Below are 14,761 nucleotides of genomic sequence, written 5' to 3' on the forward strand. Positions count from 1 at the left end.
CATCTTGATCTTTTTCAGATTGTTGCGGATCGCGTCGGCATTGCGGCCAGTTTGCGGTACCACCGGAATATTCAGATCGGTCGTGGCGACCTTCATCTGCTTCATGGTGTTGAGGTTGTCTTTGCCAGACTGGGCGTTTACGCCAGTGGCCAATGCAGCTGCGAGCAAAGCAGCACTGAGTCGGGTCATTTTCACGTTCATCTCCTGTTATTGATCTTTGAAGTCGATCGATTGACGCCATTTAAAGGCCCGTATCACCGGGACTTGGCCTTTCAAATTTAGGATCAAAGATCCACCTTCAGTCTTGGTAAAAACCCTTCAAATTCAGGTTTATTGATTGAAAAAATTTTCAACTTCTTTAGAAAAATAATGTGCACTTTTGTCTCATCAGAGACAGACAAATCGCACGCAGCCAAGTTTTTTGCTGCACATGCAACTCTTTGAAGTGAGGACCCTGCACCGCATGGGCAAGAAGGCAAAACACAAAACTTGCGGCATCAACGCCAAATCATCCATCGGTCGACTTGTGCAGACATTGAAGTGGGCGTTGAATCAAGCATGCGACAGCGCATTTTTTTAAAAATTACCCATTTAGACAATTTACAACAGCAAAACTAATAATAAAATTATTAAATTAATCTGCCGCCAACATAATTCCAAGCTTCCAGTGTCATGAACCCTTACATCAAATCGCATCTCCAACTGGCTCGCTTGCCCGCCGAAGTGGCGCCACTGCCCCCCGCGACACCGCACGAGGCCGGCCGATCCAAAGTGCTCAAGCAGGTGAAGTCTTTGCACATCCAGCGTAATTTGCTTCTGGCGAACAAGAACAGTGAGCGGTTCATCGGGCATCACCCTCCCCACACAGACGATCCCTTCGGCGGGGTACTGCGGCGCTTGCGCACTGAGCAAGGCGTTGAAGCCTGCGAGGTGGCATCCAAAGCTTGCATTTCGGTGTGGCAGCTCTACGAACTAGAAACCGGTAAAGACACCTTGTTTTACACCCCGGGCCTGCGGCTCAAGGCAGCACAACGCGTTGCGGCGCTGTTGGGCAGCGATTGGTCTGACATATCAGAAGGCCGAGTGATCGCCAACGTCAAACCAGCCCCCACGGCACAGTTGCACCTGCTGAAAACCACGCGGACCGAACAACACGCCAGCCCTTCACAAATTCGCCACGCTGGTGCGTTTGAGCCGGCCCCTTCGGCGCATCAGGGGTCGGCCCCTCTCTCTGCAGCCCTGTTCCTGCGTGTAGCAGACGTACACAGCTGCTAAACAGATCGCTGTTGGGCGCAGATTGCGCCCTTGCCAAGGCCAGTGCGATGGCTGCCGCAACCCAAGCACCACCCTGGTGTCACATGATCAAAGACCAAGTGATGCTGAGGGACAGCAAGACGACCGTGACCAGGATGACCACCGCATTGACTGAAATTTGCTGCCACCTGCGGGCTTGACGCTGGGGTTTTTTATTCGTGTTCATAAATCAAACCATTTGGAATCGTTCGGTGTGAACCTGATGGCCAGGAACACCTTGCGCATGCAAAACCTGTTCAGCCATGTCCATCAAGGCATTGGGGCCGCAAATGTAAAAATGGGCTTGCTGGTACCGATCGGGAAAATGGGCCAGGACAAAGTCTTTGTCCTGGCGCTGACCTCTTGTGTGGGCGGGTTTCGAAAAAACATGAACGACCTCCAAGTGCAGGCGATCGCACAATTCATCAATCCGTCGACCACCCACAACGGCGAAAGCATTTTTATTGGCCAACCAGAGGTAGCACGGTCTTTTGGAGTTTTGATCGGCCAGGGTCTGGAGCATGCTCAACAAAGGCGTCACCCCCACTCCAGCACCAATCAAGACCAATGGCCCCGTTTCGTCATCATTCAGATGAAAACTACCATGGGGTCCATCCACATAAACCGATTGACCGAGCTTGAGCTTGGGCACCTCAGCGCTGAACCCGTTGTGCGAACGCACGGTGAACCCGATGGTGTCTCGGCTCAGTGCACTGGAATCAATGGAAAACGGGTTATAGGTCAGCGTGAAAGGTGAACGCCAAGCAGACAGCCACGCAAATTGACCTGCTTTGAATTCAAATCCTCGGGCACCATAGGCCGCACGGTCCCGCATTTTCAAAACAATGTGCGTTGTATCCGCTGCATCCGGCTTGACACTCACCACCAGCCATCGCTGCCGCAACCGGATCCAAGGCCGAATCACCCGCACCGTGAGCAAGACCAAAATGAAAAAGATGCTCAGCAAAACCCAGGTCACTTGCTGCCCATGCTCGCGAAGGTAATAGTTGACCAACACCACATGTGAAAAGCTGGCCAAAACCACCACCATGGCCAATAGCCAATGCAGCAGCTGCCAAAGCCTGTAACTCATGCGCAACTGCTGGCGATACACCTAAAAAAGAACCAACAGCAGCAAGGCCACCACCGCAGCCACTGCCAATTTGGCCCGCAAGGGTGATGTCCACACATTCAACAGCGGCCAATACTTCTCGTCTTTGATGAACAAGATGGTGGGATGCACCAGCGCGAAAACGGTGGCCACATAAGCCATGCGCTTGTGAAAAGCCATCAAGGCATCCATGCCCATGGGCCGGGTGACCCACTGCATGCGCGACACGAGCACGAATTGCCCGCCAAACATCGACAAGGCCACAAAACCCAGGGCGACTGAAAAATTCAGCCAAAACCCCCGCCCATGCGCCAGATTGAACACACCGCCGATCAACGGCGCACTCAACACCACGACATAGGTCAGGATCCAGACCCAAGTGGAAAATTTCAGTTTGATCACACCGACCCCAATTTCAGCGAGTGATGTTCAACTTCATCACTTTGACCTGCGCCCCAGTCTCGGCTGAACCGATCATGGAGGCCTATGAACCTCAACTCCTGAACCTTTTCCGAGTCAACGCCAACGCCACCCAGAACGACACCCCCGCAAACAACGCCAGCACCAGCACGTTGCGCAGGGGGTGGTCTGGCCAGCGGTCCATAAACAGAGGCCGCACCAAATCCACAGCCACCGACAGCGGCAACCAGTCAGCGACAACCCGCACAAACGCGGGCAGTTGTTCACGCGGAAAAAAGATGCCTGAGAGGAACATCATGGGCGTGAGGAACAGGGTGAAGTAGTAGGTGAAAAAGTCGTAGCCTTTGGCCAGCGCGTTGAAGATCAGCGCCATGCAGCTGAAGGTGATGCCCACGCCCAGCAGCACGGGCCAGGCGACCAGCAGCTTCCAGCTGTGGCTGATGCCCAGCACCAGCATCACACCCAAAATGGCCGTCACGGTGAACAACGCCTTGAACGCCGCCCACAGCATTTCGGCCAGCACCACGTCGTCCAGCCGCACCGGGGCGTTCATGATGCCGTCCCAGGTTTTTTGCACATGCATGCGCGAAAACGCCGAATACAAGGCCTCGAACGTCGCCGCGTTCATGGCGCTCATGCAGATGCTGCCGCTGGCCAAGAACACGATGTAAGGCACCTTTTCGCCGCCGATCTCGATCTGCCCGACCAGCGAACCCAGGCCGTAGCCAAAAGCCACCAGCCACATGAGCGGCTCGGCGATGTTGCCCACCAGGCTGGGGATGGCCAGCTTTTTCCAGACCAGCCAGTTGCGCTGAAACACAGGCCACCAGCGCATGGACAGGCGGGGTGCGGCCCAGATGTTGTTTTGGATTTGACTCATGGCTTAACCTTCCTCGCGGATCTGGCGTCCGGTCAATTTCAAAAACAGGTCTTCCAAATTAGAAGGGCGGTGCAGGGTGCGCAAGGTGGGCCACGCTTCCAAGGCGTGCATGAGTGCGCGGCTGTCCTGGGTGTAGAAGAAAGCGGTCTCGCCACTCACCTCGACCCGGCCCGACAGGGCTTTCAAGCCCGCTTGTTGCGCCAGCGCCACTGCGCCTTGGCCAAACACTTCCACCACCTCGGGCTCCAGGTGCTCGGCAATCAAATCGCGGGGTTTGCCCTCGGCGATCTTGCGCCCTTGGTCCAGCACCAACAGACGCGTGCACAGGCGCTCGGCCTCGTCCATGAAGTGGGTGGTGAGCAAGATGGATTTGCCTTCTTGCAGCAGCACCTGCAGCCGCTCCCACATCAGGTGGCGCGCCTGTGGGTCCAGGCCCGTGGTGGGCTCGTCCAGCATCAGCAGTTGCGGCTGGTTGATGAGGGCCCGAGACAAGCTCAAGCGCCGTTTCATGCCGCCCGACAACTCGCCCGGTTTGGCTTTGGCTTTGTGGCTGAGCGCACCAAACTCCAACAGCTGCGGAATGCGCTCGCGGATCACGGCGTCGGATATGCCGAAGTACCGGCCAAACACCAGCAGGTTTTCTTCTGCGGTGAAGTCTGGGTCCAGCGTGTCCGATTGCGCCACCACGCCCAGGCGGGCTTTGATGGCCAGCGCGTCACCCGGCATTTGCAGACCATCAAAGTAGCGGATCTCACCACTGCTCGGCTCGGACAAACCCAGGCACATGCGCAGCGTGGTGGTTTTGCCCGCGCCGTTGGGGCCGATAACGCCCAGACATTCGCCGGGGTTGATGTGGAAAGACAGGTCGTTGACCACGGTGGCGTCGCCGTAGCGTTTGACCAGATGTTCGACCGAAAGCAAGGGGGTGTTCATGCCCGGATTGTGCCCTGCCCCTGTTCGGTATTTGTAGGTCGGTGGCTTCAGCCCCGACGTGGACCTGCTGCAAAGCCAGCCGAGCTGCCCGATAAAATCAAGCCCTTCTTTTGAAACGCCCAAGCGGCCCCCACATGTCCAGTTCCTTTTCTGACCGCCTGGCGGTCTTGCCGCAATACCTGATCCCCAAGCAAGCACTCACCGCCTTTGCCGGCTGGGTCGCGGGCAGCCAATGGGGCGGTGCGACCACCGGCATCATCAATTGGTTTGTCAAGCGCTACAACGTGAACATGGCGGATGCCGCCAACCCCGACACGGCCAGCTACAAGAGCTTCAACGAATTTTTCACGCGCCCGCTCAAGGCCAGCGCCCGCCCATTGGCCACTGCGGCGTATGTCAGTCCGGTGGACGGAGCTATCAGCCAGTGCGGCCCGGTGGTGGGCGATCAGGTCTTCCAGGCCAAGGGCCACGGCTACAGCACCCGCGCCCTGGTGGGCGGCGATGCGGCGCTGGCGGCGCAGTTTGTCAACGGCGAATTTGCCACGCTGTACCTCAGCCCACGCGACTACCACCGCATCCACATGCCTTGTGCGGGGCGTCTGATCCGCATGATTTATGTGCCGGGCGACCTGTTTTCGGTCAACCCGACCACGGCACGCGGCGTGCCGGGTTTGTTCGCGCGCAACGAGCGGGTGGTGTGTGTATTTGAAGGCGAACACGGCCCCTTTGTGATGGTGTTGGTGGGCGCGACCATTGTGGGCAGCATGGCCACCGTGTGGCACGGCGTGGTCAACCCGCCGCGCCCGGGCACGGTGCGCGAATGGACATACGAAATGGGCAGCATTACCCTGGCGCAAGGCGAGGAAATGGGCCGCTTTTTGCTAGGCTCCACGGTGGTGATGCTGTTTCCGAGCGGGGTGTTGCAGTTCAACCCCGACTGGACACCGACCCGCCCCATTGTGATGGGCGAGGCCATGGGCACAAGCGTCTAAAACGTGGCGCATCAAGCCCTGGTCAGCTCAGGCCTTGGCTTCTTTTTGCTGTCGCGCCAACACATAGCGCCGCATGGCCACGGCCGGGGCATCGGCGGCCACCGAAAACTCGTACAAATCCTCGGCCGGGGTGCTGCCTAAGGCCTTTTCCTGCAGGGCCAAGCCATCCACGTCTTCCTGAAAAGCCACAAACAACTGATCGTGCATGAAGCGGGTGGTGCCTGGATCGTCCAGCGCAAAGTCTCGCCCGTGCACGATGAAGTAATGCGTGCTGGTGGCGGTCTCGGGCGTGGGCATGTGCGCGGTGCGGATGCGAAACTGCGGCCGCTGCGACTCGCTCAGATGGCAGTCGTAAAACAGCACCGACACCTCGTGCAGGCCCAGACTGCGGAACTCGGAGCGCACGATGCGGGCCGCCTGGCCCTGACCCGTCAGGCCGGTGGGCACGCCCCACACTGGCGGCAGCGTGGTCGGCACCACATTGCGCAGCAAGGCAAACTGACCCTCGCCGATTTCCGTTTCGAACGCGGCCTTGGCGTAATCGGGCGTGCCGAAACTTTTCGCATGCAAAAAGCTCAAATGTGTCAAGTCCAGCAGGTTTTCATGCAACCGCACATAGTTGGCCTGCAAACTCAGATAGCCCTGCGAGCGCTCCCACTGGACATCGGCCATCCAGTCTTGCGCGGGCAGTTTGGACTCGTCGGCCTGCTCGGCCTCACCCATCCAGATCCAGACCACCGCGCCCCGCTCAATGGTGCGGTAGGCCCGAATGCCCATGTTGGTGGGGCAGCTTGATTGAGAGGGCACCTCGATGCAATCGCCCTCGGTGTTGAAACGCAGTCCGTGGTAGCCGCACACGATGGTGTCTTGCTCCAGCGTGCCGGCTGAGAGCGGCATGGAGCGGTGCGGGCAGCGGTCTTCCAGCGCCACCACGCGGCCGTCGCTGGTGCGGTAAAACACCAGGCGTCGGCCCAGCAGCGTGCGGGCCAGCAGTTGGTCCTTGATCTCCTCGCCAAAAGCGGCCACGTACCAGTCGTTCATGACAAAAGGAGTGTGGCGATCGGCCAGGCGCTGTGAGGCGTTTTGTGCGGCGGTGATGACGCTGATGGGGGGGCGTGTCATGGGGTCTGTCTCCTGGTGGCGGCCTGGCTCATCCGCTGCGAACGGCCTGCATGTCGAAGTTTAGGGCGCGGCATTTGGCCAAGGCTGTCCCGAGAGCGCCTGCGGCCGTGGCAACATCCGGGGATGCCGACTTCATTTGCCCCCCCATCACCAGCGCCCTCGCTCAGCGCCAGACCGCCCGCCCAGGCCATGGTGCTGGCCGCCGGACGCGGCGAGCGCATGCGCCCCTTGACCGACCAGACCCCAAAACCCTTGCTGCGCGTGCGCGGCCAGCCGCTCATGCACTGGCCCATGCAGGCCCTGGCCCGGGGCGGCTTTGTGCAACAGCTGGTCAACACCGCTTGGCTGGGCGAGCAGTTTCCAGCGCAATTGGGTGAGCAAATCCAATGGCCCGGCGTGCCAGAAGTTCAGATCCGCTATTCGCAAGAAGGCCAGGATTTTGGCCACGCACTGGAGACCGCAGGCGGCATTGTGCGGGCATTGCCGCAGCTCGATGAGGTGTTCTGGGTGGTGGCGGGCGACGTGTTTGCGCCCGATTGGGTGTTCACGGAGCAGGCCATGCAGCGCTTCGCAGACAGCACTGCGCTGGCCCACCTGTGGCTGGTGCCCAACCCTGAGCACAACCCGGACGGCGACTTTGGCCTGTCGGCCGAGGGCCAAGTGCTCAACCTGCCCAAAGGCAGCCCCGGTTGCGCTTACACCTTCAGCACCGTTGCGCTCTACAAAAAAGCCTTTTTTGCCGACTGCGGCCTGCCCCCCGGCAACCCAGAGGGCGTGGCGCTGGCCTTAGCGCCCTTGTTGCGCGCGTCCATGGACCGGGGCCAAGTGTCCGGCGAGGTCTATGCAGGTGACTGGACCGATGTAGGCACGCCTGAGCGGCTCGCGCACCTCAATGGCGGCATCACCTGATCAGGCACTCGGGTGACTGTGCGGGCGCGCACTCTGAAAGGGGAGCGAACATAATGGCATCTTCTTATGGGACTGTTCTCCAAATGACCGACACCACCCTGCTTTACGCCCAACGCCGTGCCCGACTCGCTGCCCAATTGGGCGCGGGCGGCATCGCCATCATCCCTACCGCGCCAGAGCGCCAGCGCAACCGCGACAGCGATTACCTGTACCGGCATGACAGCTACTTTTATTACCTGACGGGCTTTACCGAGCCGCATGCCACGCTGGTGATCACGGCCGAGGGCGAGTGCACGCTGTTTTGCCAGGCCAAAGACCTGGAGCGCGAGATTTGGGACGGCATCCGTTTAGGACCTCAAGCCGCTCCCGCCGCTTTGGGTGTGAACCGGGCTGTGCCCATTGGCGAGATGGCCGCGCACATGCCCAAGTTGCTGGAAAACCGCAGCACCGTTTGGTACCCGTTTGCCATCCACACCGGACTCGAAAGTCTGGTGAACGGCTGGCTGCAATCGGTGCGGGCGCGGGTGCGTTATGGCGCTTTGTGCCCCGAGCAACAGCGCGACCTGTGCAGCTTGCTCGACGAGATGCGCTTGGTCAAAGACGCACACGAACAAGACACCATGCGCCGCGCCAGCGCCATCAGCGCCCGCGCCCACATCCGCGCCATGCAGCGCAGCGTGGCCATGTTGCGTTCGGGCCAAGAGGTGCGCGAATACCACCTGGACGCTGAGCTGCTGCACGAGTTCCGCCAAAGTGGCTCGCAGTACCCGGCTTACGGCTCTATCGTGGCGGGCGGGGCCAATGCCTGCATCCTGCATTACCGTGCCGATGCAGCCTTGATCAAAGATGGTGACTTGGTGCTCATCGATGCGGGTTGTGAGCTGGACGGCTACGCCAGCGACATCACCCGCACCTTCCCGGCCAACGGGAAGTTCACCGGCCCGCAACGTGCTTTGTACGACCTGGTGCTCGCCTCGCAAGATGCGGCCGTGGCCGCCACCAAAGCCGGTGCCCGTTTTGTGGACCCGCACGAGGCCACCGTGGCCGTGCTGGCGCAGGGCCTGCTCGATGTCGGCTTGCTTGACAAAAACAAGGTGGGCAACGCGCAAGACGTGATCGCCAACCGCAGCTATTTCCAGTTTTACATGCACCGCACCGGCCACTGGCTGGGCATGGACGTGCACGACTGCGGCAGCTATGTCGAGCCCTCGCAGGTGGGCCAGGTCAGCGAGCGCAAGGACCCACTCAGTGGCGAGTTGATCAAAGACCGCCCCAGCCGCATCCTGCAGCCGGGCATGGTGCTGACCATCGAGCCGGGTTTGTATGTGCGCCCTGCACCGGGTGTGCCCGAAAAATTCCACAACATCGGCATCCGCATCGAAGACGACGCCATCGTGACCGCCACGGGCTGTGAGCTGATCACGCGAGGCGTGCCCGTCAAGGCCGACGAGATCGAAGCCTTGATGCGCGGCTAAACTGAACATGCAGACCGCTTTGCAAACCGGTTTCCAGCCCACTTTACGGCCCGGTTTGTCGGGCACACTGCTTGCCATCCAGATCGGCCAGGTGCGCCCCTTGATGGTGGGTGGGCGCAAACTGGTGTCGGCCATCGGCAAAACCACGGTCTCTGGCCCCATCGAGGTCGGGGTGCTGGGCTTGGCCGGTGACGAGCAGGCGGACTTGTCGGTGCATGGCGGCTTGAGCAAAGCGGTGTACGCCTTGCCTTCGGAACACCTGCAATGGTGGCAAGCACAGCGCCAGACACGCGGGGCAACCCTGTTTAAAGAAACCTTGGCACCGGGTTATTTGGGCGAAAACTTGAGCTTGCAAGGCTTGCTCGAACAAGACCTGTTCATTGGCGACCGCTTGGACTTTGGCAACGTGGTTTTGCGTGTGACCCAGCCACGCGAGCCTTGTGGCAAGTTCAACGCCGTCATGGGCTATGCCCAGGCCGCCAAGGACATGGTTCAAAGCGGGCGCTGTGGCTTTTATCTGGCCGTGGAGCAGCCCGGTTCACTGCAAGTCGGGGCCACATGCCGAGTGCTGGCAGGGGCACGGTCGACCAGTGTGAGCGAAGCCTTGCAACACAAAGCTTGGAAACATTTGCGCTGATCACCTCTATTTGTGTTCAAAAGTCAAAAGCCATCTCACTTCTGAGGGGCATTACCCAAACTCAAAGTCTTGAATCCCGGGTCTACAATGAAAATAAGGCCGAAATGTCGCCCTGCGCCTTGACAAATTTATTGCCATGCGAACGGGCTGCCGAACACCGGCATCCTTGACGACACATCCCCAAAACGGAGAAAAACAATGACCCCCCCGGTTCAAGTCGAAGAAAAACGCGCCCAACTGCGCCAGGCCGCACTCGAATACCACGAGTTCCCCACTCCAGGAAAAATCGCCATCGCGGCCACCAAACAGCTGGTCAACCAACACGATTTGGCCCTGGCTTACTCGCCCGGCGTAGCAGCCCCGTGTGAAGAAATCGTCAAAGACCCGGCCAACGCCTTCAAGTACACCAGCCGAGGCAACCTGGTGGGTGTTGTGACCAACGGCACGGCCGTGTTGGGCCTGGGTGATATTGGCCCGCTGGCCAGCAAGCCAGTCATGGAAGGCAAGGGCGTGTTGTTCAAAAAGTTCTCGGGCATCGACGTGTTCGACATCGAGATCAACGAAAAAGACCCGGACAAATTGGTCGAAATCATCGCCTCCTTGGAGCCGACTTTTGGTGGCATCAACCTTGAAGACATCAAGGCCCCCGACTGCTTCTACATCGAGCGCAAACTGCGCGAACGCATGAAGATCCCAGTCTTCCACGATGACCAGCACGGCACCGCCATCGTGGTGGGCGCGGCCATTTTGAACGGCCTGAAAATCGTCGGCAAAGACCCCAAAAAAATCAAACTCGTCACCTCCGGTGCTGGCGCAGCGGCCTTGGCCTGCTTGGGTTTGCTGGTCAAGCTTGGTATTCCGCGTGAGAACATCTGGGTCACTGATTTGGCGGGCGTCGTCTATGAAGGGCGCACCGAACTGATGGACGAAGACAAAATACAGTTCGTGCAAAAAACCGAGCACCGCACGCTGCGCGAAGTGATCGCCGGTGCCGACGTGTTCCTGGGCTTGTCGGCGGGTGGTGTGCTCAAGCAGGACATGGTCAAGTCCATGGCTGCAAAGCCGCTGATTTTTGCGCTGGCCAATCCCAACCCCGAAATCGACCCCGAAGACGTCAAAGCGGTGCGCGACGACGCCATCATGGCCACAGGCCGCACCGACTACCCCAACCAGGTCAACAACGTCCTGTGCTTCCCCTACATCTTCCGGGGCGCCCTGGACTCGGGTGCCACCACCATCACTTTGGAAATGGAAATTGCGGCTGTGCACGCGATTGCCGAGCTGGCCCAGGCCGAGCAGAGCGAAGTGGTCGCTGCTGCTTATGCCGGCGAGCCCTTGGCGTTTGGGCCTGAATACCTGATTCCCAAGCCGTTTGACCCGCGCTTGATGATGAAAATTGCCCCAGCCGTGGCCCAGGCCGCCGCCGACAGCGGTGTGGCTTCGCGCCCGATTGCCGACATGGACGCGTACCGGGAACGCTTGCAGAGTTTTGTCTACGCCTCGGGCACCATGATGAAACCGATCATCACGGCCGCCAAACGCGCCCTGAAAAAGCGCATCGCCTACAGCGAAGGCGAAGAAGAGCGCGTGCTGCGCGCCGCTCAGATCGTGGTGGACGAAGGCATTGCCCGCCCCACGCTGATTGGCCGCCCAGCCGTGATCGCCGAGCGCATCGAAAAATTCGGCCTGCGCCTGAAAGAAGAGCTGGATTACGACGTGGTCAACGTCGAGATGGACCACCGCTACCGCGATTTTTGGCAGACCTACCACCGCATGACCGAGCGCAAAGGCGTGACCCAGCAAATCGCCAAGATCGAGATGCGCCGCCGCTTGTCGCTCATTGGTGCCATGTTGCTGCACAAAGGCGATGTGGACGGCATGATTTGCGGCACCTGGGGCACCAACCCCATGCACCTGAACTACATCGACCAAGTCATCGGTAAGCGCGCAGGCGTCAACACCTTTGCCTGCATGAACGGCCTGATGCTGCCGGGCCGCCAAGTGTTCATGGTGGACACCCATGTCAACTATGACCCCACAGCCCAGCAATTGGCCGAATTCACCATCATGGCCTCCCAAGAAATGCGCCGTTTCGGCATCCAACCTAAAGCGGCCCTGCTCTCGCACTCCAATTTCGGTTCCTCCGACCAACCCAGCGCCATCAAAATGCGCGATGTGCTGGACTTGCTGCGCCAAAACGCACCTTGGCTCGAAGTGGACGGCGAAATGCACGGCGACGTGGCGCTCGACGCCGCCGCACGCCAGGCCTTGATGCCCAACAGCCGCTTGGTCGGTGACGCCAATTTGTTGGTATTGCCCAACATCGATGCGGCCAACATCGCCTACAACCTGCTCAAAACAGCTGCCGGCGGAAACATCGCAGTAGGCCCTGTCCTGCTCGGTGCGGCCAAACCGGTGCACATCCTGACCTCGAGCACCACGGTGCGCCGCATTGTGAACATGACAGCGCTCACGGTGGCCGATGCCAACGCAGCTCGCTGAGCCCGAAAGAAGTGTACGCACTCACTTGTGAGAGAACTGCTCAAATTGTCTTTGCCTATTTAGCGGGCAATCGCTTGCATTTTTATCGCATTTGATACACACTAGCGCCTTCGAGTTTTCGGGTAAACCCGGATGCTCCTGAAAGGCGTATTCATGAGGGTGACACAACAAGTCTTGACCCGTCGGTGGTGGTTTTCTGCCCTGATGGGTTTTGTTTTGATGGCATGCACACATTTGGTGCAAGCGCGCTCACCCCAAGAGGTCCAAGCTCTGCCCAGTATCTGGGCGGCAGAGATGCCTCGCGAAGGCCAGGAAACCTACCAACGCCTCCGCAAGGGCGGTCCTTTTCCTTACGAAAAGGACGGAACAGTTTTTGGCAATCGCGAGCGGCTCTTGCCGCGCAACGCGCGAGGGTATTACCGGGAATACACCGTCAGGACACCTGGCGTGCGTCACCGTGGAGCCCGTCGCATTGTCTGCGGCGGCCCGGTGCCAACAGAACCGAAGGCCTGTTATTACACCCAAGACCATTACGCGAGCTTTCGCGTGATCGTCGACAAAGACTGATTTTTTAGTTCTCAAGAAAGACCACGGAGATGGACATGCCGACACGTCAAGACCAAGAGACGCCCTTGAAGGGCGTGCGGTCGAACATCGTGCAGTCGATTCGCGCTTACCGCGTGAACGATCTGCAAGAAGCCGCCCAAGGCTTGGGGCACCACTTTTTGTATGCCAATCTGGCTGAAGCCCAGAGCAAACAAGATGTGCTGGACCTGATTGGTGCGCAATTCACGCTGCCTTCGCACTTTGGCAAGAACTTCGATGCCTTGTACGACTGCATGACAGACCCTTTGCACAAGTCGGGCCCACAGCCCGGCTTCATCGTGGTGCTCGAGCAAATTCCTGCACACGCCAAGTTTGACAAGGAAGCCCGCGAGCAATTGCTGGACATCTTCCGTGACACCGCCGACTACTGGGGAGACAGGAAGATACCCTTCCGATGCTTCTATTCTTTTCTGTAGCCCGTTCTGCGCAAAACAGCCAAGCAGGACGGGCGATTGAGGCACAAACCGACGACGCCACAGTGGCCGAATCGGTCGAAGAAGGCGAGAAAATGCCCACCGACAAATTGGTGGATGTGTCGCCCTTGGCGCTGCGCATGAGCAGCCCATTCAACGCAGGTTACTGGCTCGCAGCCGCCTGAACCCGTTGAGCCGCCGGTGAGCGGCAGCCACAAAAAAGCCCGTCACCGACGGGCTTTTTTTGTGGCTGCGGCCTGCCGCTTCAGACGGCCTGGGCCAAGGCCACGAACTCGGCCACGGGGACTTCTTCGGCGCGGCGCTGCAAATCAAACTGCCCAGCAAAACCCTTTTCATCGAGCCACTTGCCCAAGGTATTGCGCAAGATTTTGCGTCGCTGGCTGAAAGCCACCTGCACCAGGGTTTCCAGCGTTTTGAAGTGGACATCCGGCGGCTGGGCCAATGGCACCATGCGCACCACGGCGCTGTCCACGCGTGGGGGTGGGTCAAAACTATCGGGCGGCACGAACAGCACGTTGGCCATCTCGTAACGCCACTGCAGCATGACGGACAGGCGGCTGTAATCCGAAGTGGCCGGTTGGGCCACCATGCGGTCGATCACTTCCTTTTGCAGCATGAAATGCTGATCTTCGATCACGTCCACCTGCGCCAGCAAATGGAACAAGATAGGTGTGGAAATGTTGTAGGGCAAGTTGCCGACAACCCGAATTTTGCGCAAGGGCGCGGCTGTGGCCTGGGCCAGCATGGGCACCGCCAGCGCACGAAAGTCGACTTTGAGCACATCCGACTCGACCACCGACAGCTGCGGGTGTTCGCGCAGGCGCACGGCCAGATCGCGGTCCAGCTCGATCACCGTCAAATGGCCCAGGCGCTCGACCAAGGGCTGCGTGAGCGCGGCCAAACCGGGGCCGATTTCGACCATGGGCTGACCAGCCACTGGGGCAATGGCGTCCACGATGGCATCGATGATGCCGCCGTCGGTCAGAAAGTGTTGTCCAAAACGTTTGCGGGCGATGTGTTTCATTGGGGTGGCTCGCGCAGCTCGACGTAAGCGCGGCTGCGCACATCCTGCACCCAGGCGGCATAGGCCTCGTCCAGTTTTTTCTCACGCAAGGCGTTGCGAGCCGCAGCGCGTTGCTCGGCGTCGGTCATGGGCGCATTGCGCCGATCGGTCACCTCGATCAGGTGCACCCCAAAGCGTGACACCAGCGGCTCGGCCAGCTGGCCGGGGCGCAGGCGGTTCATGACCTGCTCGAACTCGGGCACAAACATGCCCGGACTGGCCCAACCCAGATCACCGCCTTGCGCGGCACTGCCATCTTGCGACAGGCGCTTGGCCGCATCGGCAAACTCCGCTTTGCCAGACACGATGTCCTGGCGTAGCGCACTGAGTTGCGCTTGCGCTTGGGCCGGGGTCAGTTGCGGTCCCGGGCGCAACAAGATGTGG

Annotated in this window: 17 protein-coding genes and 1 pseudogene; 9 read left to right on the plus strand and 9 right to left on the minus strand. The window is 59.6% G+C overall.

Features of this window, described 5'->3' with window-relative positions; translation table 11 throughout:
• Positions 1-189 (minus strand): annotated as a pseudogene (locus tag Q0341_RS04095) (sorbosone dehydrogenase); the annotation flags it as partial.
• 483 nt (positions 190-672) lie between these two features.
• Here Q0341_RS04095 and Q0341_RS04100 point away from each other — a divergent pair.
• A complete protein-coding gene (locus Q0341_RS04100; protein ID WP_299510781.1) occupies positions 673-1,275 on the plus strand; it encodes a helix-turn-helix transcriptional regulator in 603 nt (200 codons plus the stop codon).
• Between the two features lie 79 nt (positions 1,276-1,354).
• On the opposite strand, the gene Q0341_RS04105 is transcribed toward Q0341_RS04100, so the two are convergent.
• The 5 genes from Q0341_RS04105 to Q0341_RS04125 form a co-directional block, all read right to left on the minus strand.
• On the minus strand, positions 1,355-1,480 hold the full coding sequence (locus tag Q0341_RS04105) for a hypothetical protein (RefSeq protein ID WP_299510783.1): 126 nt from the start codon (positions 1,478-1,480) through the stop codon (positions 1,355-1,357).
• Between the two features lie 3 nt (positions 1,481-1,483).
• The gene (locus Q0341_RS04110) at positions 1,484-2,386 is read right to left on the minus strand and encodes a hypothetical protein (RefSeq protein WP_299510785.1); all 903 of its coding nucleotides are present in this window, start codon (positions 2,384-2,386) and stop codon (positions 1,484-1,486) included.
• Positions 2,387-2,407: 21 nt separating this feature from the next.
• A complete protein-coding gene (locus tag Q0341_RS04115; protein WP_299510787.1) occupies positions 2,408-2,806 on the minus strand; it encodes a ferric reductase-like transmembrane domain-containing protein in 399 nt (132 codons plus the stop codon).
• Between the two features lie 91 nt (positions 2,807-2,897).
• Entirely contained in the window at positions 2,898-3,704 is an 807-nt protein-coding gene (locus tag Q0341_RS04120) for an ABC transporter permease (RefSeq protein WP_299510789.1), read from the minus strand.
• A gap of 3 nt (positions 3,705-3,707) precedes the next feature.
• Positions 3,708-4,637 (minus strand): ATP-binding cassette domain-containing protein, encoded by a 930-nt coding sequence (locus Q0341_RS04125; protein WP_299510791.1) that lies wholly within the window; start codon positions 4,635-4,637, stop codon positions 3,708-3,710.
• A gap of 134 nt (positions 4,638-4,771) precedes the next feature.
• Between Q0341_RS04125 and asd the strand changes: the two genes are divergently transcribed.
• Positions 4,772-5,629 (plus strand): archaetidylserine decarboxylase, encoded by an 858-nt coding sequence (gene asd / locus Q0341_RS04130; RefSeq protein ID WP_299510793.1) that lies wholly within the window; start codon positions 4,772-4,774, stop codon positions 5,627-5,629.
• Between the two features lie 27 nt (positions 5,630-5,656).
• Here the strand turns inward: asd and Q0341_RS04135 are convergent, their stop codons facing one another.
• The gene (locus tag Q0341_RS04135) at positions 5,657-6,751 is read right to left on the minus strand and encodes an aromatic ring-hydroxylating dioxygenase subunit alpha (protein ID WP_299510795.1); all 1,095 of its coding nucleotides are present in this window, start codon (positions 6,749-6,751) and stop codon (positions 5,657-5,659) included.
• A gap of 123 nt (positions 6,752-6,874) precedes the next feature.
• Between Q0341_RS04135 and Q0341_RS04140 the strand changes: the two genes are divergently transcribed.
• The 7 genes from Q0341_RS04140 to Q0341_RS04170 all read left to right on the plus strand — a co-directional run bounded on the left by Q0341_RS04140 (position 6,875) and on the right by Q0341_RS04170 (position 13,478).
• Entirely contained in the window at positions 6,875-7,660 is a 786-nt protein-coding gene (locus Q0341_RS04140) for a nucleotidyltransferase family protein (protein WP_366522668.1), read from the plus strand.
• 83 nt (positions 7,661-7,743) lie between these two features.
• The gene (locus Q0341_RS04145) at positions 7,744-9,135 is read left to right on the plus strand and encodes an aminopeptidase P N-terminal domain-containing protein (protein WP_299510797.1); all 1,392 of its coding nucleotides are present in this window, start codon (positions 7,744-7,746) and stop codon (positions 9,133-9,135) included.
• A 7-nt stretch (positions 9,136-9,142) separates the two neighbouring features.
• Positions 9,143-9,772 (plus strand): MOSC domain-containing protein, encoded by a 630-nt coding sequence (locus Q0341_RS04150; RefSeq protein WP_299510799.1) that lies wholly within the window; start codon positions 9,143-9,145, stop codon positions 9,770-9,772.
• 162 nt (positions 9,773-9,934) lie between these two features.
• Entirely contained in the window at positions 9,935-12,274 is a 2,340-nt protein-coding gene (locus Q0341_RS04155; protein ID WP_299510810.1) for an NADP-dependent malic enzyme, read from the plus strand.
• 153 nt (positions 12,275-12,427) lie between these two features.
• Positions 12,428-12,841, plus strand: a complete 414-nt coding sequence (locus Q0341_RS04160) for a ribonuclease domain-containing protein (RefSeq protein WP_299510801.1) — start codon at positions 12,428-12,430, stop codon at positions 12,839-12,841.
• A gap of 29 nt (positions 12,842-12,870) precedes the next feature.
• Positions 12,871-13,296 carry a barstar family protein gene (locus Q0341_RS04165; RefSeq protein ID WP_299510803.1) on the plus strand — a complete coding sequence of 142 codons (426 nt, stop codon included), beginning with the start codon at positions 12,871-12,873 and terminating at the stop codon, positions 13,294-13,296.
• Positions 13,275-13,478, plus strand: coding sequence for a hypothetical protein (locus Q0341_RS04170; RefSeq protein WP_299510805.1), 204 nt, complete (start codon positions 13,275-13,277; stop codon positions 13,476-13,478). Before Q0341_RS04165 ends, Q0341_RS04170 begins: the two co-directional genes overlap by 22 nt.
• Positions 13,479-13,558: 80 nt before the next feature.
• Here Q0341_RS04170 and rsmA read toward each other — a convergent pair whose 3' ends face one another.
• The gene (rsmA, locus tag Q0341_RS04175) at positions 13,559-14,338 is read right to left on the minus strand and encodes a 16S rRNA (adenine(1518)-N(6)/adenine(1519)-N(6))-dimethyltransferase RsmA (protein ID WP_299510806.1); all 780 of its coding nucleotides are present in this window, start codon (positions 14,336-14,338) and stop codon (positions 13,559-13,561) included.
• The coding region (locus Q0341_RS04180) for a peptidylprolyl isomerase (RefSeq protein WP_299510807.1) at positions 14,335-14,761 on the minus strand (427 nt) is incomplete at its 5' end. The genes rsmA and Q0341_RS04180, both read right to left, overlap by 4 nt.

This window comes from uncultured Limnohabitans sp., assembly GCF_937889215.1.
Classification (GTDB): Bacteria; Pseudomonadota; Gammaproteobacteria; order Burkholderiales; family Burkholderiaceae_C; genus Limnohabitans_A.

What these genes read in the sequence shown, in the direction of transcription:
- Q0341_RS04100 (WP_299510781.1), top strand. Translation starts at nt 673, where the DNA reads ATGAACCCTTACATCAAATCGCATCTCCAACTGGCTCGCTTGCCCGCC.
- Q0341_RS04105 (WP_299510783.1), bottom strand. Translation starts at nt 1,480, where the DNA reads ATGAACACGAATAAAAAACCCCAGCGTCAAGCCCGCAGGTGGCAGCAA.
- Q0341_RS04110 (WP_299510785.1), bottom strand. Translation starts at nt 2,386, where the DNA reads ATGAGTTACAGGCTTTGGCAGCTGCTGCATTGGCTATTGGCCATGGTG.
- Q0341_RS04120 (WP_299510789.1), bottom strand. Translation starts at nt 3,704, where the DNA reads ATGAGTCAAATCCAAAACAACATCTGGGCCGCACCCCGCCTGTCCATG.
- Q0341_RS04125 (WP_299510791.1), bottom strand. Translation starts at nt 4,637, where the DNA reads ATGAACACCCCCTTGCTTTCGGTCGAACATCTGGTCAAACGCTACGGC.
- asd (WP_299510793.1), top strand. Translation starts at nt 4,772, where the DNA reads ATGTCCAGTTCCTTTTCTGACCGCCTGGCGGTCTTGCCGCAATACCTG.
- Q0341_RS04135 (WP_299510795.1), bottom strand. Translation starts at nt 6,751, where the DNA reads ATGACACGCCCCCCCATCAGCGTCATCACCGCCGCACAAAACGCCTCA.
- Q0341_RS04140 (WP_366522668.1), top strand. Translation starts at nt 6,875, where the DNA reads ATGCCGACTTCATTTGCCCCCCCATCACCAGCGCCCTCGCTCAGCGCC.
- Q0341_RS04145 (WP_299510797.1), top strand. Translation starts at nt 7,744, where the DNA reads ATGACCGACACCACCCTGCTTTACGCCCAACGCCGTGCCCGACTCGCT.
- Q0341_RS04150 (WP_299510799.1), top strand. Translation starts at nt 9,143, where the DNA reads ATGCAGACCGCTTTGCAAACCGGTTTCCAGCCCACTTTACGGCCCGGT.
- Q0341_RS04160 (WP_299510801.1), top strand. Translation starts at nt 12,428, where the DNA reads ATGAGGGTGACACAACAAGTCTTGACCCGTCGGTGGTGGTTTTCTGCC.
- Q0341_RS04165 (WP_299510803.1), top strand. Translation starts at nt 12,871, where the DNA reads ATGGACATGCCGACACGTCAAGACCAAGAGACGCCCTTGAAGGGCGTG.
- Q0341_RS04170 (WP_299510805.1), top strand. Translation starts at nt 13,275, where the DNA reads ATGCTTCTATTCTTTTCTGTAGCCCGTTCTGCGCAAAACAGCCAAGCA.
- rsmA (WP_299510806.1), bottom strand. Translation starts at nt 14,338, where the DNA reads ATGAAACACATCGCCCGCAAACGTTTTGGACAACACTTTCTGACCGAC.